The 25,714-nt window shown below is 63.4% G+C and carries 22 protein-coding genes; all 22 read right to left on the reverse strand.

The genetic code is table 11. From position 1 onward, the window contains the following. Positions 1-14 precede the first annotated feature (14 nt). The 22 genes from trpA to B9N93_RS12120 all read right to left on the reverse strand — a co-directional run bounded on the left by trpA (position 15) and on the right by B9N93_RS12120 (position 25,469). Positions 15-827, reverse strand: a complete 813-nt coding sequence (gene trpA, locus B9N93_RS12015) for a tryptophan synthase subunit alpha (RefSeq protein ID WP_085213940.1) — start codon at positions 825-827, stop codon at positions 15-17. Further along, entirely contained in the window at positions 824-2,029 is a 1,206-nt protein-coding gene (gene trpB / locus B9N93_RS12020) for a tryptophan synthase subunit beta (RefSeq protein ID WP_085213942.1), read from the reverse strand. Before trpB ends, trpA begins: the two co-directional genes overlap by 4 nt. Beyond that, a complete protein-coding gene (locus B9N93_RS12025; RefSeq protein ID WP_254899386.1) occupies positions 2,010-2,681 on the reverse strand; it encodes a phosphoribosylanthranilate isomerase in 672 nt (223 codons plus the stop codon). Before B9N93_RS12025 ends, trpB begins: the two co-directional genes overlap by 20 nt. Continuing rightward, positions 2,678-3,493: a tRNA pseudouridine(38-40) synthase TruA gene (gene truA, locus B9N93_RS12030; protein ID WP_085213944.1), complete on the reverse strand. Its 816-nt coding sequence runs from the start codon at positions 3,491-3,493 to the stop codon at positions 2,678-2,680. The genes B9N93_RS12025 and truA overlap by 4 nt, the downstream gene beginning before the upstream one ends. Positions 3,494-3,648: 155 nt before the next feature. Then, positions 3,649-4,320 (reverse strand): PEP-CTERM sorting domain-containing protein, encoded by a 672-nt coding sequence (locus B9N93_RS12035; protein WP_085213945.1) that lies wholly within the window; start codon positions 4,318-4,320, stop codon positions 3,649-3,651. 319 nt (positions 4,321-4,639) lie between these two features. Continuing rightward, positions 4,640-5,263 (reverse strand): urate hydroxylase PuuD, encoded by a 624-nt coding sequence (locus B9N93_RS12040; protein ID WP_217807298.1) that lies wholly within the window; start codon positions 5,261-5,263, stop codon positions 4,640-4,642. Between the two features lie 164 nt (positions 5,264-5,427). Next, entirely contained in the window at positions 5,428-6,564 is a 1,137-nt protein-coding gene (locus B9N93_RS12045) for a calcium:cation antiporter (RefSeq protein WP_085213949.1), read from the reverse strand. A gap of 3 nt (positions 6,565-6,567) precedes the next feature. Continuing rightward, positions 6,568-8,469: an ATP-binding cassette domain-containing protein gene (locus B9N93_RS12050; RefSeq protein ID WP_085213951.1), complete on the reverse strand. Its 1,902-nt coding sequence runs from the start codon at positions 8,467-8,469 to the stop codon at positions 6,568-6,570. A gap of 84 nt (positions 8,470-8,553) precedes the next feature. Beyond that, positions 8,554-10,983 carry a nucleotidyl cyclase domain-containing protein gene (locus B9N93_RS12055; protein WP_085213953.1) on the reverse strand — a complete coding sequence of 810 codons (2,430 nt, stop codon included), beginning with the start codon at positions 10,981-10,983 and terminating at the stop codon, positions 8,554-8,556. 252 nt (positions 10,984-11,235) lie between these two features. After that, positions 11,236-12,546 (reverse strand): citrate synthase, encoded by a 1,311-nt coding sequence (locus B9N93_RS12060; RefSeq protein WP_085213955.1) that lies wholly within the window; start codon positions 12,544-12,546, stop codon positions 11,236-11,238. A gap of 255 nt (positions 12,547-12,801) precedes the next feature. Continuing rightward, positions 12,802-13,263, reverse strand: coding sequence for a protein YgfX (locus tag B9N93_RS12065; protein WP_176225246.1), 462 nt, complete (start codon positions 13,261-13,263; stop codon positions 12,802-12,804). Further along, a complete protein-coding gene (locus B9N93_RS12070) occupies positions 13,214-13,459 on the reverse strand; it encodes an FAD assembly factor SdhE (RefSeq protein WP_085213959.1) in 246 nt (81 codons plus the stop codon). Before B9N93_RS12070 ends, B9N93_RS12065 begins: the two co-directional genes overlap by 50 nt. 3 nt (positions 13,460-13,462) lie before the next feature. Next, positions 13,463-14,245 (reverse strand): succinate dehydrogenase iron-sulfur subunit, encoded by a 783-nt coding sequence (locus tag B9N93_RS12075; protein ID WP_085213961.1) that lies wholly within the window; start codon positions 14,243-14,245, stop codon positions 13,463-13,465. 43 nt (positions 14,246-14,288) lie between these two features. Further along, positions 14,289-16,076: a succinate dehydrogenase flavoprotein subunit gene (gene sdhA / locus B9N93_RS12080; protein ID WP_085213963.1), complete on the reverse strand. Its 1,788-nt coding sequence runs from the start codon at positions 16,074-16,076 to the stop codon at positions 14,289-14,291. A gap of 1 nt (position 16,077) precedes the next feature. Next, entirely contained in the window at positions 16,078-16,458 is a 381-nt protein-coding gene (gene sdhD / locus B9N93_RS12085; RefSeq protein WP_085213965.1) for a succinate dehydrogenase, hydrophobic membrane anchor protein, read from the reverse strand. A 41-nt stretch (positions 16,459-16,499) separates the two neighbouring features. After that, on the reverse strand, positions 16,500-16,880 hold the full coding sequence (gene sdhC / locus B9N93_RS12090) for a succinate dehydrogenase, cytochrome b556 subunit (protein ID WP_085213967.1): 381 nt from the start codon (positions 16,878-16,880) through the stop codon (positions 16,500-16,502). A 55-nt stretch (positions 16,881-16,935) separates the two neighbouring features. After that, the gene (locus B9N93_RS26855) at positions 16,936-17,100 is read right to left on the reverse strand and encodes a DUF1674 domain-containing protein (protein WP_085213969.1); all 165 of its coding nucleotides are present in this window, start codon (positions 17,098-17,100) and stop codon (positions 16,936-16,938) included. A gap of 109 nt (positions 17,101-17,209) precedes the next feature. After that, positions 17,210-20,908 (reverse strand): ATP-binding protein, encoded by a 3,699-nt coding sequence (locus B9N93_RS25495; RefSeq protein ID WP_085213971.1) that lies wholly within the window; start codon positions 20,906-20,908, stop codon positions 17,210-17,212. A gap of 142 nt (positions 20,909-21,050) precedes the next feature. After that, a complete protein-coding gene (locus B9N93_RS12105; RefSeq protein ID WP_085213973.1) occupies positions 21,051-22,613 on the reverse strand; it encodes a permease in 1,563 nt (520 codons plus the stop codon). A gap of 91 nt (positions 22,614-22,704) precedes the next feature. After that, complete coding sequence (locus B9N93_RS12110) at positions 22,705-23,805, reverse strand: glycosyltransferase (protein WP_085213975.1); 1,101 nt, start codon at positions 23,803-23,805, stop codon at positions 22,705-22,707. Beyond that, positions 23,798-24,550: a polysaccharide deacetylase family protein gene (locus B9N93_RS12115; protein WP_085213977.1), complete on the reverse strand. Its 753-nt coding sequence runs from the start codon at positions 24,548-24,550 to the stop codon at positions 23,798-23,800. Before B9N93_RS12115 ends, B9N93_RS12110 begins: the two co-directional genes overlap by 8 nt. 4 nt (positions 24,551-24,554) lie before the next feature. After that, entirely contained in the window at positions 24,555-25,469 is a 915-nt protein-coding gene (locus tag B9N93_RS12120; RefSeq protein WP_085213979.1) for a DNA adenine methylase, read from the reverse strand. Positions 25,470-25,714: the final 245 nt, after the last annotated feature.

A 25,714-nucleotide genomic window follows, 5' to 3' on the forward strand; every position in this document is an offset into this window, starting at 1 on the left:
ACTCTCGTATGGGTTTAGGAAGAGGCGGCGTCCATCGCGGAACGCATGGATTGCAGCAAGGCGACGATCCCGGCCAGGGCGCGGTCGGGTTCGCTTTCGGCGGCTTCGATCTTGCCGACCAGGGCGCTACCCACGACCACGGCATCGGCAAAGGCGGCGATGGCGGCGGCGATTTGGGCATCCTTCACGCCGAAGCCAACGCCGACCGGCAGGTTGGTCAGCGCCTTGATTTCGGCCAGCTTGCGCTCGACCTCGCCCAAGTCCATATGGGAAGCGCCGGTCACGCCCTTCAGCGAAACATAATAGAGATAGCCACGACCGAGTTGGCCCATTTTGCGGATGCGCTCCTCGGTGCTGTTCGGGGCCAGGAGATAGATGGGATCGATGCCCGCCTCGTGCAGCAGGGGCAGCAGTTCGGAGGATTCCTCGGGCGGCAGATCGACGGTGAGGACGCCATCGACCCCGGCTGCCTTGGCCTGCTCGACGAAAGCCGTGTAGCCCATGGCCTCGATAGGGTTGAGATAACCCATCAGCACCACGGGGGTTTCGGCGTCCTGGGCGCGGAATTCACAGACCAGGCCCAACACCCGGCGCAGGCCCATCTTATGGACCAGGGCGCGTTCGCTGGCCTTCTGGATCACCGGGCCGTCGGCCATGGGATCGGAAAACGGCACGCCCAGCTCGATGATATCGGCCCCGGCCCCGACCATGGCATGGAGCGCCGGGACGGTGAATTCCGGGGTGGGATCGCCCGCCGTGATGAACGGGATGAGCGCCTTGCGCTGGGCTTGTCGCAATGCCTCGAATTTGGCGGTCAGGCGGCTCACAGGCTGATTCCCTCGCGTTGGGCTATGGTGTTGATGTCTTTGTCGCCGCGCCCGGAGAGGTTGACCAGGATTTGCTGGTCCTTGCCCAGGGTGGGCGCGAGTTTCATGGCGTAGGCGACGGCGTGGCTGGATTCCAGGGCCGGGATGATGCCTTCCATCCGGGTCAGGGTGTGGAAACCCACCATCGCTTCGCTATCGGTGATGCTGACGTAGTTGGCTCTGCCTGAGTCCTTGAGCCAAGCATGTTCCGGGCCGACGCCGGGATAATCCAGGCCGGCGGAAATCGAGTGGGTTTCGATGATTTCGCCGTCCTCGTCTTCCATCAGATAAGTGCGGTTGCCGTGCAACACACCGGGACGGCCCGCGCTCAAGGGCGCGGAATGACGGCCGGTTTCGATACCGTCGCCCGCCGCTTCGACGCCGTACATCGCGATGTCCTTATCGTCGATGAAGGGGTAGAACAAGCCAATGGCATTGGAACCCCCGCCCACGCAGGCGACCAAGGCATCGGCTTGGCGTCCGGTCATGTCCTGCATTTGCTGGCGGGCTTCGCGGCCAATCACGGCTTGGAAATCGCGCACCATGGCGGGATAAGGATGCGGACCCGCCACCGTGCCGATAATGTAGAAGGTGTTATCGACGTTGGTGACCCAGTCGCGGAGCGCTTCGTTGAGCGCGTCCTTCAAGGTCTTGGAGCCGGATTCGACCGGCACCACGGTCGCGCCCAGGAGTTTCATCCTGAGGACGTTGGGCGCTTGCCGAGCCACATCCACCGAACCCATGTAGACCACGCATTCAAGGCCCAAGCGTGCCGCCACGGTGGCGGTGGCGACGCCGTGCTGGCCCGCGCCGGTCTCGGCAATGATGCGGGTCTTGCCCATGCGCTTGGCCAAGAGGGCTTGGCCAACGGTGTTGTTGACCTTGTGCGCCCCGGTGTGGTTGAGGTCTTCGCGCTTGAGGAAGATTTGCGCCCCGCCCAGATGGCGGCTCAGCCGCTCGGCATGGTAGATGGGCGAAGGTCTGCCGACATAGTGCTTGAGGTCGTAGTCGAGCTCGGCCAGGAATTCCGGGTCTTGCATGTAGCGCCGATAAGCTTGGTTCAGCTCGTCGATGGGGTACATGAGGGTCTCGGCCACGAACACGCCGCCGTAGGGACCGAAGTGGCCGCGTTCGTCGGGTAGGTTATAAGCTTCCGTCGGCATATTGATTACTATCGAATAGGTGTACTGCTTGAATGAACGCCGCCATCTTGGCGGCGTCCTTGATTCCCTTCCCCGCTTCCACTCCGCTCGATACATCGAGCGCATAGGGCCGTACTGTCCGCAGGGCTTCCGCCACATTGCCGGGGGCCAATCCGCCCGCCAGCGTCAACGTCCTGGCGGACTCCGCCGGGACCAAATCCCAGTCGAAACGCTCGCCGGTACCGCCCTGGGCGTCCGGGTGCCAAGCATCCAACAAGATACCGGAAGCTTCCCGGTACTGCGCCATGGCCCCCGCGAGGTCCAAACCCGGCCTCATGCGGATGGCCTTGAGATAAGGCTTGGCGAACGCACCGCAGTAACCAGCGTCCTCGTCGCCATGGAACTGGAGCAGATCGATCCGCACCGCCCCGAGGACCTCCGCCACCCGCGCCGCCGCCGCGTCCACAAACAAAGCGACCACGGTGACAAAGGGCGGAAGTCCCGCCACGATGGCCCGGGCCTGTTCGATCCCGACATGGCGCGGGCTGGGCGGATAAAACACCAAACCCAAAGCGTCCGCGCCCAAATGCACGGCGGCCAGGGCATCTTGGGGGCGGGTGAAGCCGCAGATTTTAACCCGAGTTCGGCGGAAGAGGTACGGGATTTTGTTCACTCGCGGTCCGGGGTATAGCGGCTGGCGTGGGCGGGCAGGTGCTGGAAGATGGGATGGCGGACGATACCGAAGGCTTCGGGATAGCAAATCCCGCCCAAGTATAAGCCATCGGCCGGAGCCGTCACACCGCCCTGGGCGCGGTCGCGGGCGGCCAACACCTCAGCGGCCCAGCGCGGGGGACGCTTACCGGAACCGATCTCGATCAAGACCCCGGCGATGTTCCGCACCATATGATGCAGGAAGGCGTTGGCGCACAGTTCGATCACCACCCTATCGGCCTCTTCGCGCCGCACATGGATGAAATGCATATAGCGGTGCGGGCTTTTGGATTGGCAGCCCTGGGCGCGGAACGAGGAAAAATCGTGATCGCCGATCAAATATTGGGCCGCCGTATGCATGGCCTCCACATCGAGCGGCGCGAAATGCCAAGTCATCTGCCGTCGGTGCAAGGCGGATTTCATGGGCCGGTTGAGGATGACATAGCGGTAATAACGGGCGATGGCGCTGTAGCGGGCGTGGAAATCTTCCGCCACCTCGCGTACCCACAATACGCGCACATCCTCGGGCAGGACGGTATTGGTGCCCATCAACCAGGAATAAGGCTTGCGCTGGACTTCGGGATCGAAATGCACCACCTGTTCCAAGGCGTGAACCCCGGCGTCGGTGCGGCCCGCGCAGACCGCCTTGACCTCGCGGTCGGCGACCCGGCCCAAGGCGGCGTCGAGGGTGGCCTGCACGGTGCGTTTGTCGGGTTGCCATTGCCAGCCGGCGAAGGCCGAACCGTCGTATTCGATACCTAGAGCAAGACGCATGGGGAAAATAGCGGGGGAACGGGGGCGCTATTGTTCCAGATTGGGCGGGAGGGCGGAAGCGGCATCGGGGGAATAGCAGGACGGACGGGAAACCCATGGACGGTCATGCGGTTACACGCCACCGTCCATGGGCCGAACGCAGGGACTGTTTGGAATCAGGCCAGGGCAAGGCCCAAGCCGCGCCGCTTGCTGAAACCCAAGCCGGCCAATCCCAAGCCCATCAGGTAGAGGGTGGCGGGGACCGGGGCTTCCGAACCGCTGCCGCCGCCACTGCCGGCGTAACCGACCGGATCGCTGAAGAGGACGACATAGTCCCGGGCGGATGAATAGCCGGTTTGGGACTCGAACAACTCGGGGTCGCTAAAGCCAGCGGCGTTGGCCACGATGTCGGACACGAGGGCATTGAGATTGGCGGGGTTGTTGTCCACATTTGCGCCGGAAAAATCAATCGCGATCAGGTAGTCGCCCGCCCCCAGGGTTAGGCTGCCCGAACCCAGGGAGGAGGTACTATTCGACCCGGCGATATATCCTCCCGCCTCGAACGTCCCGGTTCCGTCGTCGAATATATAGGCGTCCGCGTAGAAGCCATCGCCGCCGACACCGACCGTCAAACTACCGCCGCCGAAGTGGAATCGATAGGCATCGAGATAATCGCCGGGGCCGAGTTGGCCATCGACTTCGGTGTTGGGCGGTGCGATGTTTCGGGGGGAACCGGAAGCCAGCGGCCCCGCATCGCCGCCGGTGCTTTCAAGGAAAGGGGTGGCGTGGACCGACTGGATCGATAGCAACAGGCCCGCCGCTATCAGGCTAGTGCGCAAATTCTTCATGGTTGCCGCTCTTAAAAAAGGATTGGAAAGCAAGGATTGCGTGGTTTTGGGGGGACTGGGCTGTTCCCACGGCCCATCATCGCTCGAAACGATCCCGCGTAGGAGCCACCCATGCATTGTAATCAAAGACAGTTACGATTGATACACCAACCCTAACACTTGTGTAAAAACGTAAAATATAGCGACACCCAACCTTTGGACAGCACGGGAACCATACCGACAAAACGTGACGCTCCCCATAATCCAAGCCAGGACGGCGGACATCCTGCCCATAAAAAAGGCGCGGAACCGTAGCCCCGCGCCCGCCCCTACGGGCCGGTCAGGCGATGTTCTGCGCCGCGACCATGAAATACAGCATCGGGATCGAGAACATGGTGTTGAACCGGCTGGTCAGCATCGCGGTGCGGGCCGCGGCCTTCTTCTCGTCGTCGGTGGCCGGGACCAGGCCCAGCGCCTTCTGCTGGTTGGGCCAGATGATGCTCCAGACGTTATAGGCCATGAACAGCGCCAACCACATGCCGAGGCCGATATAGGTGGTCCGGCCCCCTTGGAACTTGCCCAGCAGCAAGGCATCCAGCAGGTAGCTGTTGAGCAAGGCCAGCACCACGCCAGTGACCACGGTGGCGAGCGCCGCGTAGCGGAACCAGAACAGCGCGGCCGGGGCGATCACCTTGCCGATGGCGGGTTTCTGCTCGTCGGGAATCTTGGGCATGGACGGGATTTGCACGAAATTGAAATACCAGAGCAAGCCGATCCACATCACCCCCGAAATGACATGCAGCCAGCGGAACAGGAAGGCGGTCCAATTCAGGTCCAGCCGCACGCTGCCGGTGATGAGCGCCAACACCGCGCACAGCCCGGCCCCGAACAGGAGGGCGCGTTCCAATTTGTCCAAACCGAAGCCGGCCAGTTTATCGATGAGTTTCAGCATGAGATTACGCATGGATATCCTCCTCATAATGTGTTTTTGGGATGGTGTGCCTGGGCATAAGTCGAGCAGGCGTGACACAGGGTATGCCCTTGCGGGGAACGAAGCAAACCCATAGCGGTGGTTCCTGGAATCCAAAGCCGACTTTGGACAAACCCCGTCATCGCCAAGGCAAGCCTTCAGGGATAGAAGATGAAGAACAGGTAGGCGACGAACAGCATCAGATGCGCCTGTCCCTGCAAGATGGTGGCGCGTCCGCTGACCAAGGTGATGAGCAGCACCAGAAGGCTGGCGTAGAGCAAAGTGGGATCGATGCCTTCCAGCCCCAGTTCCAGGGTGTGGTTGGACAGGCTGGCGGCGATCAAGACGGTGGGCACGGTCAGGGCGATGGTGCTGAGGGCCGAGCCCAGGCAAATATTCACCGCCCGCTGCATCCGGTTGGCCAGCGCGGCCCGCAGCGCTCCCAAACCTTCCGGGGCCAGCACCAAGCCCGACACCACCAAGCCGCCCAAGGCTCCCGGCGCGTGCAAGGTTTCGAGTCCGAAATCGACGAAGCCGCCCAGATGCTCGGCCAGCAATACGATGGGCACCACCGACAGCAGCAACCCCGCCGCCGACCGGGCGATAGCGCCGGGACCGGCGGGTATTTTATGCACGGGCTTCTCGCCCAGGTTGTCGTCGAAGCCGTTTTGCTGGGTATTGAACGGATGGTCGAACAGCGAGCGGTGCCTGCCGGTTTGCAACAACAAGAACCCGGCGTAGACCAGGACGCACAGCGCCCCCAGGAAACCCTCCTGTTGCGGGGCGAGGGTGTGGCCCGCCGAGGACCGGCTGTAGTTCGGCATGACCAGCAGCACCAGCGACAAGGGCGCGATCAGGTGCAAGAACGACAACGCCCCCCGGAGGTTGAATTCCTGCTCCAGATGCCGCCAACCGCCCGCCGCCAGCGACAAACCGACCAGCCCGTTGAGCAGGACCATCAGGGTCGCGAACACGGTATCGCGCAGCAAAGTGGGATTTTGCTGGCCGGTCAACATGATCATCAGCATCAGGCTGACCTCGATGGCGGTGGCCGAAAGGGTCAGGACCAGGGTGCCCAAAGGTTCGCCCAGCATGTCGGCCAGATGGTCGGCGTGGCGCACCACGGTGAACACGCAACCCAACATGGCGGCGAACACCCCGAGCGCGATGGCCGCCGTCCAGCCCAGGCCGATCCGGTGCGGGTCCAGGCTGGGGGCCAATATGAACGCCAACCAGACCAGCCAGCAAGTCAGGGTATAGGCGTGGCGCGAAAGGAAGTCGCTCGCTATCCGCACAGACTATCCACCCGCCGCTTCCCGCAACGCCTCCAAGGTTTCCCAGCGGCCATAGGCCAGGGCCAGGCTTTGCTCCAATTCGGCCATCCGCACCTGGGCCTGGGTGATGGCGTCCTTGCTTTGCTGGTAGAACCCGGCATCGGCCATACGCTGGTTCAGCGCGGCGATCTCGGTTTCCAGTTGTTCGATCTTTTCCGGCAAGCCTTCCAATTCCTTCTGCTCCTTGAAACTCATCTTCTTGGGCTTGGCGGACGCGGTGGATTGGGCCGGAGCGGTTTTTTCGGGGACCGGCTTGGCCGGGGCGGAAACCGGCGCGGGCCGTTGGCGCAACCAATCGTCGTAGCCGCCCACGTATTCGTTGACCTTGCCTTCGCCCTCGAATACCAGCACGCTGGTGACGAGATTATTCAAAAAGGCGCGGTCGTGGCTGACCACCAGGACCGTACCGTTGAACTCGGTCAGAAGTTCTTCCAGCAAATCCAGGGTGTCGGCGTCGAGGTCGTTGGTGGGTTCGTCCAGCACCAGCAAATTGGCCGGTTGGGTGAACAAGCGGGCCAGCAGCAGCCGGTTGCGCTCACCGCCGGACAGCGATTTCACCGGCTGGCGGGCGCGGTCGGGGCTGAATAGGAAATCCCTGAGATAGCCGATGGCGTGGGTATTGCGGCCATTGATGGTGACCCGGTCGCTGCCCTGGGCCACGTTGTCGATCACCGAAGCTTCCTCGTCCAACTGGGCGCGGTATTGGTCGAAATAGGCGATTTCCAGGTTCGTGCCCAGCTTGATCTGGCCGCTGGTGGGCTGCAATTGGCCCAGGATCAGGCGCAGCAAGGTGGTCTTGCCGCAGCCGTTGGGACCGATAATGCCGATCTTGTCGCCGCGCAGGAGGGTGGTCGAAAAATCCCGCACGATGGTCCGGCCCTCGTAGCCGAAGCCGATATTCTCGGCCTCGGCCACCAACTTGCCGGAGCGCTCGGCCTGCTGCACCAGCATATTGACCTGCCCCACCCTGGCCCGCCGTTCGCCGCGCTCCTTCCGCATCTCCACCAAACGCTTGACCCGGCCCATGTCGCGGGTGCGGCGGGCCTTGATGCCTTGGCGGATCCAGACTTCCTCCTGGGCCAGGCGCTTGTCGAATTCGGCCTCCTGCTTGGCCTCGGCCTCCAACAGTTCCTCCTTGCGGCGCAGATAGGTCGGGTAATCCCCTGGGAAATCGGTGAGCCGACCCCGGTCCAGTTCGATGATGCGGGTGGCGAGCTTTTGCAGGAACACCCGGTCGTGGGTGATGAAGATCAAGGTGCCGGGCCAACCCAGCAGGAATTCCTCCAGCCAGAGGATGGCGTCGAGGTCGAGATGGTTGGTGGGCTCGTCCAGCAGCAGCACCTCCGGCTGGATGGCCAAGGCCCGCGCCAGCAACACCCGCCGTTTCAACCCCCCCGACAAAGAGGCGATATCATCGTCGCCGGGCAGACCCAGCCGGGTCAGGAGGTTCTGTATCCGCTGTTCGATATCCCAGGCCCCGGCGGCTTCGATGGCGTGCTGGCAGGCTTCCATTTCCGCGAGGTCGGCGGGATCGGGGTCCAAGCCGATACGGTGCGACAGTTTGTGGAAGCGGCGCAGGGTCGCGCCGATGCCACCCAAGCCGCCGACCACCACGTCGAACACGCTGCCCGAAGTGTCCAACGGCACCTCTTGTTCCAGCCGCGCCACTTTGGTCCCGTCGGCATAGGCGATATCGCCGTCGTCCGGGCCGATATCGCGGGACAGCAACTTGAGGAAGGTGGATTTGCCGGTGCCGTTGCGGCCCACCAAGGCCACCCGCTCGCCTTTTTCCACGGAGAAATCGATGCCGTCCAACAGCGGATGGCCGTAGCCGAGATGCACATTGCGTAGGGAAATCAGTGTCATGGGTAATATCGGATGAAGCGGGCGGGAACGGGGCCTCCCGACCCGAGGCTTAAAGGGCGGGGATTTTAACACCCCGGCCCCGGCTCACGGGTGTGGACCGGCGGCGGTCTCGCGCTGGGACACCAAACCGGCGGCGACCAACCGCACCATCAGTTCCTTGACGACCTCGGGGTCGGTAACGACCTCGTAGAACAAGCGCCCGCCGGTTTCCTCGACATCGGCGTCGTTGCCGATCCAAAGACGCACCGGGGCTTCGCGGATCACCAGCCAATGCATGGCCCCGATCTTATCGGGATAACGCCCGACATAGAACAGGCTGTTGGGACTGTATTGCGGAAACCGGGCCTCGATCCGTTGCAAAGCCAATTCCTTGCGCAGTTTGGGGAAGGCCGCCGCGTCCAGTTCGATGCCGTTGACGTTGTAGCGCAGCAGGTTATCGCCGCTGTCCTTCTGCATGATGCCCTGGTTGACCGGCTCGGCCACCTCGACCCCGCGCGGCAACCGCGCCCCGATACGGGTCTGGCGCAAGGACGCCGCGCAGGACGACAGCCGGTCGGCGCGGTTGATGGCGGCGGAAATCACGATCTCGTGGTCGCCGTCGTAGAGGAAGGCCGGGGCTTCGTCGAGATAGCAAATCCCCAGGCCCAGTTCCAATGGCGGCAGGTCGTGCTTGCGGTTCTGGGCGTTCTGTAGGTCCACCACATCCAGGATTTTGCGGGCCAAGCCGGCGGCGCGGCACACCGACAGCCAATCCTGCGGGGCGCTCTCGTATTCGTAGAGGCTGAGGATGACCGCATCGCCCTCCACGAACACCTTCTTGGCCCCGAATTTCTCCAACAGGTCGTTGATGGGCGTGAAGAAATTGAGGGTGAAATGGGTGGCGGGGTTCAAATTGCGCTTGCGCAATTCCTTGGTGATGCGGCTGGAACCGCGCAGGTCGGCCTTGAGGATGGTATGGCCGCAAATATCGTTGGGGTCTTTGATCCGCTCCTCGGGCAGCACGAATTCGTGCAGGCTGCGGTTGCTGCGCGATAGCTCGATATGCGACGGCTGCTCCAACAGGTTGATCTGGTCCATGATCCAGAAGGCGCGATGGGCCAGCTTGAGGTCGCGCCGCAAGCGGGCGAAGCGCACCATGAAATCGGCCACGCATTTCTCGCGCTCGGGCTGGCCGCGGCGGCGCAGGCCGGTTTTGCTGTGTTCCAGCCGCTTGATGGCGGCATCGACATCGGCGATGCCCTTGATATGGGCCAAACGCTTGCCCATCGCCACACGGGTAATATCGCCCTCCAGGTATTCGATAATCATCCGCACCGGCACCTGTCCGCCCAGTTGCTCGAACACCGCCGGGGCTTCGTGCAAGGCGTAGACCCGCTCCAGCAAACCGATGGACCGGAAACGGAGCTGGGCTTCCCGCGCCAGTTGGAGCCGGAAAGCCATGTGGTATTGGGGCTGGGGCGAGGGCGGGTCCAGCAGCAGGCTGCTTTCCTCGGAGCGGTCCAGGGCTTCGGGTTCCTCGCCCTCGATGGACAAGAGGCGTTTGAAATTGCCGGGGTCGTCCAGCCAACTGGTGCGGCCCTGGGCGTATTCCTCCTCGCGCAAGGCCCGGTCCAGCAGCAAATCCACATCCAAGAAACCGGGCAGGTTGCCCTGGTCCAGCCGGAGGCGCGAGCCGAACCTGGCGCTGGCCGCCGCTTCCGGCAGGGCATCGGTGGGCAGCGGGGGCTGGGTCCATTCCGGCAGGTAATCGGCGAACAGGCCGGTGATGACCTGGTTGATCTCGGCGAACTCGCCCAGGTTGTCGCGCCGCCCGCCGACCGGCGGATAGTGCTTGACCAATTGCTCATCTTGCCAAGGACTCGGCAACAGCAGGATGGGATTGAACAAAATCTCACGCGGCACCGGCCAGGAACGCCCGAGCAAGGATTTACGGCGCTTGGCCAACACCCCCGCCTCGACCTTCAACACCTGCCCGAACAAGCTCTGCGCCACCCGGTGGTGGATTTGCGGCATCTCGCGGGACAGGGCCGCCAACTGGTCGTAGATGCGCATGGCCTTACCGCCACCGCATTCCTGATAACCGCGCTCCTGATGGAGTCCGTCGCGGAAATTCCGCAATTCCGCCCCGACCAGCACCAGCAGGAATTTGAACAAGGCGAACTGGGCGAGTTGTATCGGTTCGCGCTGGTTGGCTTTGCGGGCCACGCCCAGGGCCGCATCCATCAACTCGGCATAGTGCCTCAGGAAGGTATCGACAGTTTTGGGAGTGGGCGGGGCGATCCATTTGGATTTCCAGCCCAGGTTCGCGTTGGCGTCGTACTGGATGGACTGGCGGACCAGGCGGACGGCGGCTTCGGCGAATTTCGGACTCAGCATCACATCGATATGGACGTTATCGATGCCTTTGCTGAAACGGTCGAGCTTGAAGCGGAACGGCGGGGGCGCCGCCAAAGGAGCGACGAGTTTCCCGGTATCCGGCTTCTGCTTCAGGAAAAAATCGAATCCGAACAACATGCCTGGGATCGTCGTCGTTGGAGGGTGGACAGGTTCCGTAACCGGCCAATCCCCGCACCGCTCCGGGGCGGGTATCCACTATAGCGCAGAAGGAATTGCCGATACGCGCGAACCGTACAAGAAACATGGACCTATACACAAGCCGCTAGTGTAACAGGCGACATGGTCGGCGATGACAAAATCACGCAAACCGCACCAACGAAAACACGGCCCGCAGGCCGTGTTTCCAGGGGGAAAACCCAGCGCCGCGCCCTATTCGGGGCTGGCGGGCGGGCGGCGGCGGTTGATCGGCACGTAGGCGCGTTGCGGCGAACCCACGTAGATTTGCCGGGGCCGGGCGATCCTAGTGCCGGGTTCCTCGATCATCTCCTTCCAATGGGCGATCCAGCCCGGCAGGCGGCCGAGCGCGAACATCACCGTGAACATATTGGTCGGGATGCCCATGGCGCGGTAGACGATGCCGGAATAGAAATCCACGTTCGGATACAGTTTGCGCTCGATGAAATAGGGATCGGTGAGGGCGGCTTCTTCCAAGCCCTTGGCGATTTCCAGGATGGGATCGTTGATGCCGAGCTGATCCAAGAGTTCGTCGCAGTGTTTCTTGATGATCTGCGCCCTGGGATCGTAGTTCTTGTAGACCCGGTGGCCGAAGCCCATCAGGCGGAAGGGGTCGTTCTTGTCCTTGGCCTTGTCGATGTATTTCTTATAGTTGCAACCATCCTTGGCGATATCCTCCAGCATCTCGATCACCATCTGGTTGGCTCCGCCATGCAGCGGACCCCACAGGGCGCAGATGCCCGCTGAGATCGCCGCGAACAGATTGGCCTTGGACGAACCCACCATGCGCACGGTCGAGGTCGAGCAATTCTGTTCATGGTCGGCGTGGATGATGAACAGCACGTCCAGCGCCTTGCGGATCACCTCGTCCACTTCGTAATCTTCCACCGGATTGGTGAACATCATATGCAGGAAGTTGGCGACATAATCCAGCTTGGGCTTGGTATAGACGAAAGCCTCGCCCACCGAGCGCTTATAGGCGAAAGCCGCCAGCACCCGCACCTTGGACAACAAGCGGGTGATGGTCTGGCTCATTTCCTTGGGGGTGGGATCGGACTTGAGCAATTCCGGGTGGTAGACCGACAGCGAGCAGACCATGGCCGAAAGGATCGCCATCGGGTGGGCGTGGCCGGGATAGGCGGTGAAGAAGCTCTTCATGTCCTCGTGGATCAGGGAATGGTGCTGTACCTTGTCCTTGAACCGGGTGAATTGCTCGGGGGTGGGCAGTTCGCCGTAGACCAGGAGATAGCTCACCTCCATGAAGGTGGATTTCTCGCAGAGTTCGGCGATGTCGTAGCCCCGGTAGCGCAAGATGCCCTGGTCGCCATCGATATAGGTGATGGCGGATTTGCAGGAGCCGGTGTTGCCATAACTGGGGTCCAGGGTGACGTAGCCGGTGGAGGCGAACAGCTTGCTGATATCGATGCCCTTTTCCTGCTCGGTGCCGACGATGATGGGCGCTTCGACGATTTGGCCTTCCAGTTCGATTTTTGCTATTTGTGACATGGCTGATTGACCTCTCTTGCCGGGATTGAGCTTCACCGGAGTGTAACGACAACCCGCGGGGCTAGGCTAGCCCGGCGGAACGATGGGATTCCGGGAACGGGAGCCCGGACGGAAACCAGGCCGATAGTACGGGAAAAGCCGGAGCGCCCGGAAATCAAGACCCATGATCCGGCCAATACGGGCGGGATGGCGGAATTGCCTGATCTTGGGCGGATTTTGGTCCAACTTGGCCGGGGACGCGGAAACAATATATTTTCAGCCGCCCTCCCCGCTGGGCTGGCGCTCCCACTCCCCGCAACGCAAACCCACCCGCAAACGCCGGAACGCTTCCACGTCCACGGCGTCGCGGACTATGGGAATCGCCAGCAAGCGCCCGTCCAGGGTCCGCAAGCGCAAGATCACGACCCAAGCCGTGACCACGCAGCCTCCGGCCAGCGTCCCCTCGACCGGCCCGGCGCGGCCCGAGACCACGACCCCGCCCTCCCCGTCCAATACGACTTCCCGCACCCGCGGCATCACGCCGTAATCCCGGCGCACGGCGCGATAACTCAAGGCGACGGCGAAGAGCAGCGGCGGTTTGGCCCACCACGGCAGGCCGTTCGCCACGGCGCACCCTCCGGCCAGGAGATGCAGGGCCGCGAGGAGGCCCAACAACCGCCGGGAAGGCTCAAGCCGGAGCAGGAGGGAGGTTTTGGAGTTTGCGGATGAGGGCGGCAAGTTCGGCCTCCTCGGGCAAGGGGCCACCGCCGAGATAATGCCAAAGCTCATCGTCCTGGAGTTCCAGCAAACGCTGGAACGCCCGCTGCTCGGCGGGCGGGGCGGTCGCATAGCCCTGGGCCAGATAGCGCCCGATCAGGAGATCGAGTTCGCGCATCCCGCGCCGACACAGCCAGCGCTGCCTCGCCGAGAGCATGGCCTAGCGCTGGCGTTCGACCAGCAGTTTCTTGATCTCGGCGATGGCCTTGGCCGGGTTCAAGGATTTGGGGCAGGTGTCGGTGCAGTTCATGATGGTATGGCAACGGTAGAGCTTGAACGGGTCTTCCAGGGCGTCCAGGCGCTCGCCGGTGAATTCGTCGCGGCTGTCCTGTATCCAGCGCTGGGCTTGCAACAGGGTCGCCGGTCCCAGGTAGCGCTCGCTGTTCCACCAATAACTGGGGCAACTGGTCGAGCAACAGGCGCACAGGATGCAATCGTACAGCCCGTCGAGCTTGGCCCGTTCCTCGCGGCTTTGTGGACGCTCGCGGTCGGCGGGCGGCGGGGTCTGGGTTTGAATCCAGGGCTTGACCGAGGCGTATTGCGCGAAGAAATGGGTCATGTCCGGCACCAAATCCTTCACCACCGGCAAATGCGGCAGCGGATAGATTTTCACGGTGTCGGCGCAATCTTCCAGCGCCTTGGTGCAGGCCAGGGTATTGCGCCCGTCGATATTCATGGCGCAGGAACCGCAGACACCCTCCCGGCAGGAACGCCGGAACGCGAGGGTGCTGTCAATCTCGTTCTTGATCTTGAGGACGGCGTCCAACACCATCGGCCCGCAGCGGTCGAGGTCGATATGGAACACATCCAGGCGCGGGTTGCCGCCGGTCTCGGGATCGTAGCGATAGACCTCGACGCGGCGGATGCGGGTCGCGCCTTGCGGGGCGGGATAGACCTTGCCGGACTGGACTTGGGAATGCTTGGGGAGGGTGAGTTGGACCATGGTCTTGGATTCGCTCGCTGGGAAAAGCCTGCAATAGCCGCGATCAATAAACCCGCTTCTTGGGCGGTATCACCGCGACCTCGTCGGTCAAGGTGTATAGATGGACCGGACGGTAGCCGATGGCGACCTTGTTGTCCGCATCCAGCCACAGCAGCGAATGCTTGAGCCACTGCTCGTCGTCGCGCTCGGGGAAATCCTCCCGCGCATGGCCGCCACGGCTTTCCTCGCGGTTCAGGGCACCGGCAATCGTCACCATGGCCTGGCCCAGGAGATTGTCGAGTTCCAGGGTTTCGGCCAGATCGGTATTCCACACCAGGGAGTGATCCTCGACCTTCACATCCGGGAAAGTGGCCATCACCTGGGCCAACTGCTCCACCCCCTCGCGCAGCACCTCGCCGGTACGGAACACGCTGGCGTGGTTTTGCATGGTCTTCTGCATGGCAAGGCGGATTTCGGCGGTCTTGAGCGTACCTTTGGCATGGCGCAAGCGGTCGAAGCGGTCCAACTGCGCTTCCCAGGCGCTCTCCGCCAGCGGCTTATGCGGCTGGCCGGATTTGATCAATTCGGCGCAACGGATACCGGCGGCGCGTCCGAACACCACCAAGTCCAACAGCGAATTGGAACCCAGGCGGTTGGCCCCATGCACCGAGACGCAAGCCGCCTCGCCTATCGCCATCAGCCCTGGCACCACGGTTTCCGGGTTGCCGTCCTTGAGCGTGACCACTTCGCAACGGTAATTGGTGGGAATGCCGCCCATGTTGTAATGCACAGTCGGCAACACCGGCATCGGCTCCTTGCGGCAATCGACCCCGGCGAAAATCTTGGCGGTCTCGGCGATGCCGGGCAGGCGCTCGTCGATGATGGCCGGGTCCACATGCTGGATATTCAGATGGATGTAATCCTTGTCGGGACCGCAGCCCCTCCCTGCGCGGATTTCCATGGTGATGGCCCGGCTCACCACGTCGCGCGAGGCCAAATCCTTGGCGTGAGGGGCATACCGCTCCATGAAACGCTCGCCCTCGGAATTGGTGAGATAACCGCCCTCCCCGCGTACACCCTCGCTGATGAGGCAACCCGCGCCATAGATGCCGGTGGGATGGAATTGCACGAACTCCATATCCTGCAAGGGCAAACCGGCGCGAAGCACCATGCCGTTGCCGTCGCCCGTGGTGGTATGGGCGGCGGTGCAAGAGAAATAAGTGCGCCCATAACCGCCGGTCGCCAGGATCACCATATGCGAGCGGAACAGGTGCAGGCTGCCGTCCTCCAAACGCCAAGCCAACACGCCCCGGCATACGCCTTCGTCCATGATCAGGTCGAGGGTGATGTATTCGACGAAGAATTCGACCTCGTGCTTGAGCGATTGTTGATAGAGCGTGTGCAGGATGGCGTGGCCGGTCTTGTCAGCGGCGGCGCAGGTGCGCTGGGCGGTGCCTTCGCCGAAGCGGGTGGTCATGCCGCCGAAGGGCCGCTGGTAAATCTTGCCGTTCTCGGTGCGGGAGAACGGCACGCCGTAATGCTCCAGTTCGATCACGGCGGGGATGGCCTCGCGGCACATGTATTCGATGGCGTCCTGGTCGCCCAGCCAGTCCGAACCCTTGACGGTGTCGTACATATGCCAGCGCCAATCGTCCTCGCCCATGTTGCCGAGCGCGGCGCTGATGCCGCCCTGGGCCGCCACCGTGTGGCTACGGGTCGGGAACACTTTGGTCAGGCAGGCGGTTTTCAAGCCCTTCTCGGCCAGGCCGAGCGCGGCGCGGAGCCCGGCCCCGCCTGCGCCCACCACGACGGCGTCGTAGGTGTGGCGGATGATTTCGTAAGCCTTGGCCATATCAGTCCACGAAGAGGATGCGGAAGGTGGCATAAATCGCCGCCAATCCCAGGAAATAAAACACCAGCTTGACGCCGAGCAAGGCGAAGATTTTGACCCAATCGGTATGCACGTAGTCTTCGATGACGACTTGCAGCCCCAACACGGCATGGTGGGCGGTGGCGATGATGAAGGACAGCAGCAACAGGCTGTTCCAGGGGTTTTTAACCCAGGCCAGCACGGCGGCGTGGTCCAGGCCGGGGAGGCCCGCGACCGAGAGCGCGAACCAGAAGGTCAGGGGGACCAAGGCGATGGCGGTGACGCGCTGACGCCACCATTCATGGGAACCCACGCCCGCCGAACCCAAGCCACGGGCCTTGGCGAGCGGTGTTTGATAATTCATAGAGGCAGCCTCGAAGTTGCGTATCCAAGCGGGAACCGGACCTAGCCGCCGATCCAAGCGGCGAGCATCGCGCCCAGGGTCAGCAGCACCGAGGCCGCCAGTTCCACATAGCCATAAAATTGCAGGGTGTCGCGCTCCAGGCCATGCACGGTGTCCCAGACCAGGTGGCGGACCCCGTGGCAGAGATGGAAGAACAGCGCGTAAATCCAGCCCCACAACAACAGCCGCCCCAGGAAGGAATCCAGCAGCGCCTGGGCCAGGGCGTAATGGGAACCGCCCTGCGCCACCGCCATCAGGAACACGACCCACAACACCAAGCCGAGGCTCAACACCACCCCGGTGATCCTGTGGCTGATGGAGAGCAGCGCCGTGAGGGGCAGACGGTAGACTTGGAGATGCGGCGAGAGGGGACGTTCGCTCATTGTGGCCTTCTTATCAAGGTTACGCAGTAAACACCGCTAGGAAACAGTCGCCGCGCTAGAAGTCGATGCAGCGGCCTCCGACTTGCCAATCACCGTAGCGAGTGGGGTCGGGAGGGGACGCGGGCTGCGGGAGGCGCGGTTCGGGTTCTACGGACCGGCCTTCGGTTCCGTCCGGGACGGATTCGCCGTCGGCGGGTGGGGATTCGGACTCTGGGGCCATGTCGGGGGTTCCATGGGGGGCTTGGGGTTTTTATACCTTGTGCCCCATCCAATCACAAGCGGGGGGTGGGAAGCATGGATTGTTTCGCGTTGGGGGTGGGAAGGCGGGCTTATCGCCCGCCGCGCCGTTGCGGTTTATCGCCAGAGGCTTCAAGCATGGCGATTGCCTGCTTCATGCCTTCCCACGCCTTCCGCCATTGGGCATGGTCCGGAGCTTTGGCAACCAGGGGTTCGAGGAGGGCGCGGGCGGCACGGAATTCAGCCAGGGCTTCGGCGGGCTTTTCCGATTTCAGCAACAGCAGGCCCAGCTTGCCGTGGCTGAAGGCCAGATCGCCTTGCCAACCGGCGTTGGCCGGGTCTTGCGCCGCCAGCTTTTCGGCAATAGCGAGGTCCGCCCGGTAGCTCGCCAGCGCCCCGGCCAAGTCGCCCTGCGCGCTCTGCACCTCGCCGACCTTGTTGTAGCTGACCGACAGGTCGCGCTGCCAACCGGCGTTGGCCGGGTCTTGCGCCGCCAGCTTTTCGGCAATAGCGAGGCTGGCCCGGTAGCTCGCCAGCGCCCCGGCCAAGTCGCCCTGCGCGCTCTGCACCTCGCCGACCTTGTTGTAGCTGACCGACAGGTCGCGCTGCCAACCGGCGTTGGCCGGGTCTTGCGCCGCCAGCCGGGAGATGATGTCTTTTTTAGCCTGAAACTCGCGTAAGGCACCGGCCAAGTCTCCTTGGTCGGAAAGCACAGAGCCTATTCGCTCGTGACTTATTCCAAGATCGTATTGCCAACCGGCGTTGGCCGGGTCTTGCGCCGCCAGCTTTTCGCGGAGGGCGAGGCTGGCCCGGAAACTCGCCAGCGCCCCGGCCAAGTCGCCCTGCGCGCTCTGCACGTCGCCGACCTTGTTGTAGCTGACCGACAGGTCGCGCTGCCAACCGGCGTTGGCCGGGTCTTGCGCCGCCAGCTTTTCGGCAATAGCGAGGTCCGCCCGGTAGCTCGCCAGCGCCCCGGCCAAGTCGCCCTGCGCGCTCTGCACCTCGCCGACCTTGTTGTAGCTGACCGACAGGTCGCGCTGCCAACCGGCGTTGGCCGGGTCTTGCGCCGCCAGCTTTTCGGCAATAGCGAGGCTGGCCCGGAAGCTCGCCAGCGCCCCGGCCAAGTCGCCCTGCGCGCTCTGCACCTCGCCGATCCTGTCATGGCTCACCGACAGGTCGCGCTGCCAACCAGCGTTGGCCGGGTCTTGCGCCGCCAGCTTTTCGCGGAGGGCGAGGCTGGCCCGGTAGCTCGCCAGCGCCCCGGCCAAGTCGCCCTGCGCGCGCTGCACCTCGCCGATCCTGTCATGGCTGACCGACAGGTCGCGCTGCCAACCGGCGTTGGCCGGGTCTTGCGCCGCCAGCTTTTCAAAAACAACATGGCTGGCCCGATAGCTTTCCAAAGCACCCGGCAAGTCGTTCATGGCCAAGCGTTGATCCCCGCGTTTGTTGAGATTCGCTGCTTTTTCCCGCTCGGATTCCGTTGTTTCCCCTCGCAACTCATCAATCCGCCGCAGCAAATCCGCGTTCTGCTCGAAAGTCTCTTGCAGGATTTGCAGCGTGCCGGGGCGATTCTTGAGCCGGTCAGGCAAGTCATAAGTCAGCCGATTAACCACCTCCAAAGCCAAGCCAGCGGCGGTCTCCGACTTCTTCCGCTCCTGGTAATTCACATAGCCGAACCCGCCCGCCACCGCCAGGAACGCCACAACCACCCCGCCCACCGTCAGCCGCAACACCCAGCGCCGCCCCCGTATCCGCCGCAACGACAAATCCAAGAATTCCCGCCCGTCCGCGTCCAACCGCACCCAAGCCTGCCGCAACAACAGGCGCGCATCCTGCTCCTGCTTGCCCCGGTTCAACAGATAGCCCTCGTCGCGCCCCGCCTCCCGCCATTGCCCGGCCAGCTCCTCCATCCGGGCGCGGATCGCCAGGATTTCCGCATCGTCCTTGATCCACCCGGCCAAGCGCTCCCAGGACCGCAACAAAGCCTCATGCACCGGCTCCACCGTGGCCGCATGGTCGGCCCCGGCATCGTCGCTGCTCAACAACCGCGCTTTGACCAAGGCTTCCACCGCCTCCCGCTGCCCCGCGGCGTCGAACACCGCCCAAGCCGCCCGCCGCCGCAAGGGCTGGCCATGGTCCAGGCCCACCAATTGCCGGAACACATCCCGCACCGTCCCCAGTCGCGTTTCGCCCAAAGCCAACACGGCAGTCTCCGCCGCCTGCGCCACCGCGCCCTCCAAACCGCCCAAATCCGCATAATCGGCGAAGCACAACACCTTTTCCCCGCGCCCATGGGCGCGCCGGTACAACTCGTCCAAGGCGAATTCCAACAAGGGCAAGGCGCTTGGATTGGCGGCGGCGCTCTCCAACAGCGCGGCATCCAGGCCGCGCCCCTCGCGCAGTTCGAACTTCATCCCGGCGGCCAGGGCCGGGAACCGGATGATCTCGCCCAATTCCGCCGGGTCCGGCGGCGGCAAATCGTACTGCCCCGCCCCCGCCTTCAACCCACCCAACACCGGATGCGCGGCGGCTTCCGGGTAGAACTCCGCCCGCATCCCGGCCACCACCCACACCCGCCCGCTCGCGGCCAAGGCATGCAAAGCCGCCAATAACCCATCCCGCTCCGCCTCCCCATAGCGGAAGATTTCCTCCAAGGGGTCCACCACCAAGACCAGACGCGCCACCGGCTCGAACCGCCAACCGCGCTCCCGGCCCAAAGCCCCGGCGGCGGCGTCCAAGGCCACGCCTAAAGGTCCGGCCAAACCGTCCGGGTGGCGGCGCAACAGTTTGGCCAAAGCCTCCGGCGTGGCGAACCCGGCCTGGGCCAGTTCCGGCAAGGCCGGCAGCGCGTCGTTCCTATGCTTTTCCGCCAGCAATTCGGTCGCCAAACCCAGTAGCAAATCCCCGTCCGGCGCGTCGGCGGGCCGGAACACCGCATAACGCCATAGGTCCACGCCCGGCACCCGCCGCGCCTCCACCAAGGCGTGCAGCAATCCCGCCCGCAACAAGGAAGACTTGCCCACCCCGCTGGCCCCCAGCACCAGCAGGAAGGAACGGCCCGACCCCGCCTGCGCCCCCAGTTGCTCCAACACCGCGTGGACGGCGGCGGCGCGGCCATGGAAAACCGGCGCGTGTTCCAGATCGAAAAACTCCAGGCCGCGATAAGGCGATTGGTCGCGGGTCCAGGCCGGCAACTCCGGGCTGTCGGTGCGGTACTGCGGACAGCGCTCCCGCAACACCGCCCGCAAATGCCCGGCGAATTGGCGCTCGAACTCCTTGGGGTCGGCGTAGCTGTTGAATCCGGCCTTGAAATGGTCGTCGGCCCCGCCCAGCCAATGCCGGATGAATTCATCCAGCAGGGACTTCTGCCGCCGACGGTCTTCCAGTTCGGCGTCGGTCTTCACATCCCGGTAAATGAAAGGGTCGATCTTACGGTAGACCCAGAGGTCGGGCGTCTTGCGCTGGCGATAACCCGCGATGGCGTCCTCGAACTCGAACTCGGTGCCGGAACGGTAGGACGTACCGTCTTCGCGCCGGAATTTATCCTCCGGCAAGCGTGTCCCCAACCGCGACCACAGGAGGCACACCACCAAGTCGGTTTGGCTGGGCAGTTTCCCGATTTGCTCTTGGAAATGCTGCTGGGCGCTCTGTGGCCGGTGTTCCCAGAAGATGGGTTCCAAACGCACATAGCCGTCGAATTCGTGTTGTAGCGTGTGGATGACTTGTTCGGCGCGGCGGCGCTCATCGTCCACATCGCCCGGCGAAGAAATGAAGATGGAAAAATCCAGCATGGCAAGCGCCCCCTACTGCCGAAATGGGGCGATTCTGTACCCAGACTGGACAAGAAACAATACCCTGCTCCCAGGACGGGAGCGGGTCACGCGAAAACTGGAGTGCAAACTTCAGTTTGCACGGAAACAATCCATGTACAAACTAAAGTTTGTACTCCGGGATAGCTCCCCGATACCGCCAATGGAACCCCAGCAACACCCCCCCGCTCAGCGCATAGCCATAAGCGAAGGCCGGTGCCGCCCCGAAGCCGAAATGGTTCGCCACTCCCGACGGCGTCAAGGTATAGGCGTGGATCAAGCCGAACCAGGACAAGCCCGCCGCCGCGAAGGTCCACACCGCCGCCTTGAGGAAATCGCGTTCGGCGAGATGCGCCAGCACGGCGGCCAGCACCATCGAGGTGAACATGAAACCCTGGCTCAGGGCGATCAAGCCATGGATGTACAAATCCTGGCCGAACTTGGGCGCGGCGGCGTACAGGCTCGACCCCGCCGCCCGCAAGGCCGTCTCGACCAACCACAAACCCCAGGCCGCCAGCGCCGGCACCAAGCCCAGGCTCACCGCCAAGGCATGGGCGGGCGGCACGGCCTGGAACGCCTGCGCGGTGATGACGATGCCGATCCACAGCAAGATGCCCAGGGCCGCTTCCAAGGGCACGAGTTTGAGTAGCCAAGCGTAAGCCCCGATCATGCACAGCAAGGCGATGACCCAGCCGTTCAAGGCCGAATAAGCCGCCCGCGCCCCCATGGCTTTCCAACCCGGATGGCCGATGTAAATGGTGGTGGGAAAGGTGCTACCGAACAGCGCCGCGACCAAGCTCCCCAAACCATTCGCCAGCAAAGAAGGCCGGGTTTCGTAGCGGTCGCCCGCCGCCTCGGCGCTTTCCAGGTTTTGCAGGGAACCGATCAGGTTGAACAAGCCCATGGGCACGATCACCGCCAGATAGGACCACCCCTGGGGACTCGCCAACAGCGCCAGAGCATCGCCCGGCACCGGCAGCGGCGGATAAAAGCCCAGGGCGGGCGTATCGGCCATCGGCTGGAAATCCAGCCAGCCCAGCCAGCGCCCGGCCCAGGCCAGCCCGCTGCCCAGCACCATCGCCGCCAAGCCGCCCGGCAACCCGGACGGTGGCCGCAGCCCGGAACCATAGCTGGTCAGGATCAGCATCATCGGCACCAGCCCCAGCGCGGGCGCGGCGAACAACTGGAACACGAAACCCATGGCGATGAAGCCCAGGGCGATCCCGGCCAGGGTCGAGAGCAAGGCGGCGCGGGGCGTGTGGCGGCGCAGCCAATCGCCGCAGAACGCCCCGGCGATTTCCATCAGGGCGTTGAACAAACAGGCGAACAAGCCCACCCGCCAAGTCAATTGGACATCGCCGGTTTCCCGGTACACCGGACCCATCACCAGGAACACGAAGGCGAACAGGCTGACCGTGTTGATGCCATAGGGCAAGGCGGTCACATCGTCGCGCCCCGTCCGCGCCATGAGCCGCCGGGCCTGCCAGGCATAGAACAAATTGCCAAACAGGATGGACAGCCCCGCGCCCGGCAGGATGCGCCCGACCAGCAATTCATCCGGGAAACCGCACACCCCCCGGCATAGCACCGCGATCAACATGAGTTGCAGCAGGTTGTCGATGAACAACCCGAAAAAACCGTCCAAATCACCGCGTTTGAAGCCCTTGAGCCCGAAGATCGCCCCCATCGTTCCCCCTGTTTTCGTTGTGATATCTATGCGGTCGGCAGCAAGCGTTCCAAAGCCAGCTTTGGACCCCAGAAACGGGCGGGGCGGTTCATCAGCGCGAGATGCCGCGTTCCGCCAGCAAGCGGCCATACAATTCCAGATACGCCCCCAGCACCGCCTCGCGGCTGAAATACCGCGCCACCAGCCACCGTCCCGCCTCGCCCAATCCTTGCCGGTCCCCGTCCGGGGCCGCCAACACGTCCCGGATTTGCCCGGCCAGGGCTTCGGGATCGGCGCAGGGGCAGGACAGCCCATTCCGGCCCGGTTCGATCAATTCCAAAGCGGCGGCCGTATGGGTGCTGACCACCGGCAGGCCATGGCTCCACGCTTCCAGGATGACATTGCCCAAGGTCTCGCGCCGCGAGGGACAGACGAACACATCCGCCAGCGCGTAGAACACCGCCACCGGATTGCGCCAACCCAGCCATAGCACCCGTCCCGCCACGCCCAAATCCTCCGCCAACTTCCGTAAATCCGCAGCCCATGGCCCATCGCCCACCAGCAACAAAACCCAGGGCCGCCCCGCGATCTCCCCCGGCAGCCGCGCCACAGCCCTGAGCAAGTCATCGAAGCCTTTGATATCGATGAAGCGCCCCACGGCCAGCAAGGCCCAAGCCCCCTCGGGCACGCCATGGCCGCGCCGCAGCGCCTCCCGCTCGGCGGGGACCAGTACCGCCGGTTCGGGGACGAAATTACCGATTCGGTAGACCCGGTCGGCGGGCATCCCACCCCGGACCAGATGGTCGCACACGCCCTGGGTATTGCCGACCCAGGCATGGGCGTGGTGGTAATAACCATCGAGTTTGTAATAACCACCCAAGCGGGCGACATGCACGGCGGGCGCGGTTTTGGGTAGCCGGGTCAAACGGGTGGCCCGGCCCATATAGGTCTGCACCACACAAGGCCACCGGGCCGCCGCCAAGCGCCGAGTCCGCCAGATCGACCACACATCCCATTGATTGGCCAGCGGCAGATGGATTTGCTCGACCGGCCCTTGCGCCAATTCCAGCGACACCGGACTGCCCCGGCGGTTGATCGCCGCCACCGGCTGCCCGGCCCCGGCCAAGGCGTTCACCAGCCGCACATAGAATTGATCCGCACCGCCGAATTGGCGGCTCCCCAACACATGCAAAGACAGATATTGCTCAGGCATAGCGATCCTTGCGCCGGTTTTTAAACCGCAGCTTCCAGAAAAAGCCCAATAAATCATCCCCCCAGGCGATGGCTTTGCGGGGGATTTCCAAAGGATGGGGGGCGGTCTGGGCCGCGCCGCGGCTACACGTCACCGCCACCCGGTAACCCGCCGCGGCCACGGCGTCACGGACTTCGGGGGTGTAGTCGCCGTAAGGATAAGCGAAGGACTCGACCGCCGCGCCCAGGAGGTCTTCCAACGCGGCCTTGCTGTCGGCGATTTCGGCGCGATAGGCGGCGGGGTCGAGCCGGCCCAGGCGCGGATGGCTGACGCTGTGCGAGCCGATCTCGATACCGCCAGCCCGGAGTTCGCGCAGCCCCGCCCCCGACAGCAAAGGCGCATCCACGCCGCCATTGGCGAGCCAGCGGGCCGGTTGGCCCAATAATCCCGATACCGCGAACAACACGGCAGGATAACCATATTCCCGCAGGATGGGATAGGCGTATTCGGCGAAATTTTCATAGCCATCGTCGAAGGTCAACACCACCGCCGGATGGGATAGTAGCTGTTGCTCGAATACGGCAGCGCGGGCTTGTTCCAAGGTAATCACCCGGTAGCCCAAATACTTGAGCCAAGCCATTTGCCGCCGGAAACTATCGACCTCGCAATAACAGGAGCGGTGTTCTTTGGGGTTATCGAAGCGACCGATCTGGTGATACATCAGCACCGAAATCGGCGTGGAAAGTTTGGGTTGCAAAGGCGGCATGGTTTTAATCCTCGGGCAGCGGGCGGGAAAGATCGGTCGGGACCGGCGGATTAAAACCGCCATCCGGTTCCAGGCGGTCCGGCGCGAAATTCAGCACCAAGGCTTCCGTCACCGGATTGCGGTTTTCCCGCTTCCCGCCGACATGGTAGAAATGGCGGCGGGTCAACACCCGATAGCGTGACCAGAGCGATTGCATATACCCATTCTCGCGGTAATCGTTGCGCTGCCAAGTGGACAGGATGAACCGGCCCTCATAATCCGACAGCCGCTCGAATAACTGGCATTCCAAAGCCGCATCCCAGCCGCTGTAATAATCGACATGCCTATCGACATAGGGCGGATCGCAATAGACCATATCCCCGGACCCGGCCTGGGCCAAGGTGGCGGTGAAATCCTGGCAGCGGAATTGGTATTGGTTGGCCTGGATGATCCGGGAAACCCAAGCCACTTGGTTGACGATCTTGGTGATATAGGCCGGGGCGAAACGCTGGGGTTTCCGGCAGAACGGGGTGTTATAACCCCCTTTGCGGTTGAAGCGGACCATGCCGTTGAAACCGGCCCGGTTGAGGAATAGGAAATCCAGGGATGAAAACCCCGCGTTGAACCTATCGCGGACTAGATAATAATGTTCCTCGCCCCGCGCCGCCAATAACGCCCCTTCCCGCGCCAGATACGCCCCGACCCGTTCCGGGGTGATCTCGCCCTGGGCGATGCCGACGTAGAAACGGATGAGATGGGGATTGCTATCGCAAAGGAGCGCCCGACGCGGGGCGATATTGAAAGCCACCGCCCCGGTGCCCAGGAAGGGTTCGATCCAGGTGCCCGCGTTATCGGCGGGCACCACGGCTTTGATCCAAGGCACCAGCTTGGTTTTGATGCCTTGCGACTTGATCGGCGGGACGCCCACTTTGTCCGTCATGGCCCGCGTATTCCACTCCTTCAACTTGCCAGGGAAAACCGCCGTTCCGGGGCGGGCTGGGCATTATAGCCGCCACGCCCCGAAAAATACCCCGGCCCGTGTGGAACGGACCGGGCGGCCCCGCTGTCTGAACGCCGCCCCGTCTCACAACTTGGCTATTGGCCCTACCCCGGCCATGCAATACACTTGCGGGGAAAACTCCATCCCACCCACCTTCCGCCCCCACCCCGGACAGCGCCCAAGGA

It is taken from the genome of Methylomagnum ishizawai, from assembly GCF_900155475.1.
Lineage (GTDB): Bacteria > Pseudomonadota > Gammaproteobacteria > Methylococcales > Methylococcaceae > Methylomagnum > Methylomagnum ishizawai_A.

What these genes read in the sequence shown, in the direction of transcription:
- trpB (WP_085213942.1), bottom strand. Translation starts at nt 2,029, where the DNA reads ATGCCGACGGAAGCTTATAACCTACCCGACGAACGCGGCCACTTCGGT.
- truA (WP_085213944.1), bottom strand. Translation starts at nt 3,493, where the DNA reads ATGCGTCTTGCTCTAGGTATCGAATACGACGGTTCGGCCTTCGCCGGC.
- B9N93_RS12035 (WP_085213945.1), bottom strand. Translation starts at nt 4,320, where the DNA reads ATGAAGAATTTGCGCACTAGCCTGATAGCGGCGGGCCTGTTGCTATCG.
- B9N93_RS12040 (WP_217807298.1), bottom strand. Translation starts at nt 5,263, where the DNA reads ATGCGTAATCTCATGCTGAAACTCATCGATAAACTGGCCGGCTTCGGT.
- B9N93_RS12050 (WP_085213951.1), bottom strand. Translation starts at nt 8,469, where the DNA reads ATGACACTGATTTCCCTACGCAATGTGCATCTCGGCTACGGCCATCCG.
- B9N93_RS12055 (WP_085213953.1), bottom strand. Translation starts at nt 10,983, where the DNA reads ATGTTGTTCGGATTCGATTTTTTCCTGAAGCAGAAGCCGGATACCGGG.
- B9N93_RS12060 (WP_085213955.1), bottom strand. Translation starts at nt 12,546, where the DNA reads ATGTCACAAATAGCAAAAATCGAACTGGAAGGCCAAATCGTCGAAGCG.
- B9N93_RS12070 (WP_085213959.1), bottom strand. Translation starts at nt 13,459, where the DNA reads ATGCTCTCGGCGAGGCAGCGCTGGCTGTGTCGGCGCGGGATGCGCGAA.
- B9N93_RS12075 (WP_085213961.1), bottom strand. Translation starts at nt 14,245, where the DNA reads ATGGTCCAACTCACCCTCCCCAAGCATTCCCAAGTCCAGTCCGGCAAG.
- sdhA (WP_085213963.1), bottom strand. Translation starts at nt 16,076, where the DNA reads ATGGCCAAGGCTTACGAAATCATCCGCCACACCTACGACGCCGTCGTG.
- sdhD (WP_085213965.1), bottom strand. Translation starts at nt 16,458, where the DNA reads ATGAATTATCAAACACCGCTCGCCAAGGCCCGTGGCTTGGGTTCGGCG.
- sdhC (WP_085213967.1), bottom strand. Translation starts at nt 16,880, where the DNA reads ATGAGCGAACGTCCCCTCTCGCCGCATCTCCAAGTCTACCGTCTGCCC.
- B9N93_RS26855 (WP_085213969.1), bottom strand. Translation starts at nt 17,100, where the DNA reads ATGGCCCCAGAGTCCGAATCCCCACCCGCCGACGGCGAATCCGTCCCG.
- B9N93_RS25495 (WP_085213971.1), bottom strand. Translation starts at nt 20,908, where the DNA reads ATGCTGGATTTTTCCATCTTCATTTCTTCGCCGGGCGATGTGGACGAT.
- B9N93_RS12105 (WP_085213973.1), bottom strand. Translation starts at nt 22,613, where the DNA reads ATGGGGGCGATCTTCGGGCTCAAGGGCTTCAAACGCGGTGATTTGGAC.
- B9N93_RS12110 (WP_085213975.1), bottom strand. Translation starts at nt 23,805, where the DNA reads ATGCCTGAGCAATATCTGTCTTTGCATGTGTTGGGGAGCCGCCAATTC.
- B9N93_RS12115 (WP_085213977.1), bottom strand. Translation starts at nt 24,550, where the DNA reads ATGCCGCCTTTGCAACCCAAACTTTCCACGCCGATTTCGGTGCTGATG.
- B9N93_RS12120 (WP_085213979.1), bottom strand. Translation starts at nt 25,469, where the DNA reads ATGACGGACAAAGTGGGCGTCCCGCCGATCAAGTCGCAAGGCATCAAA.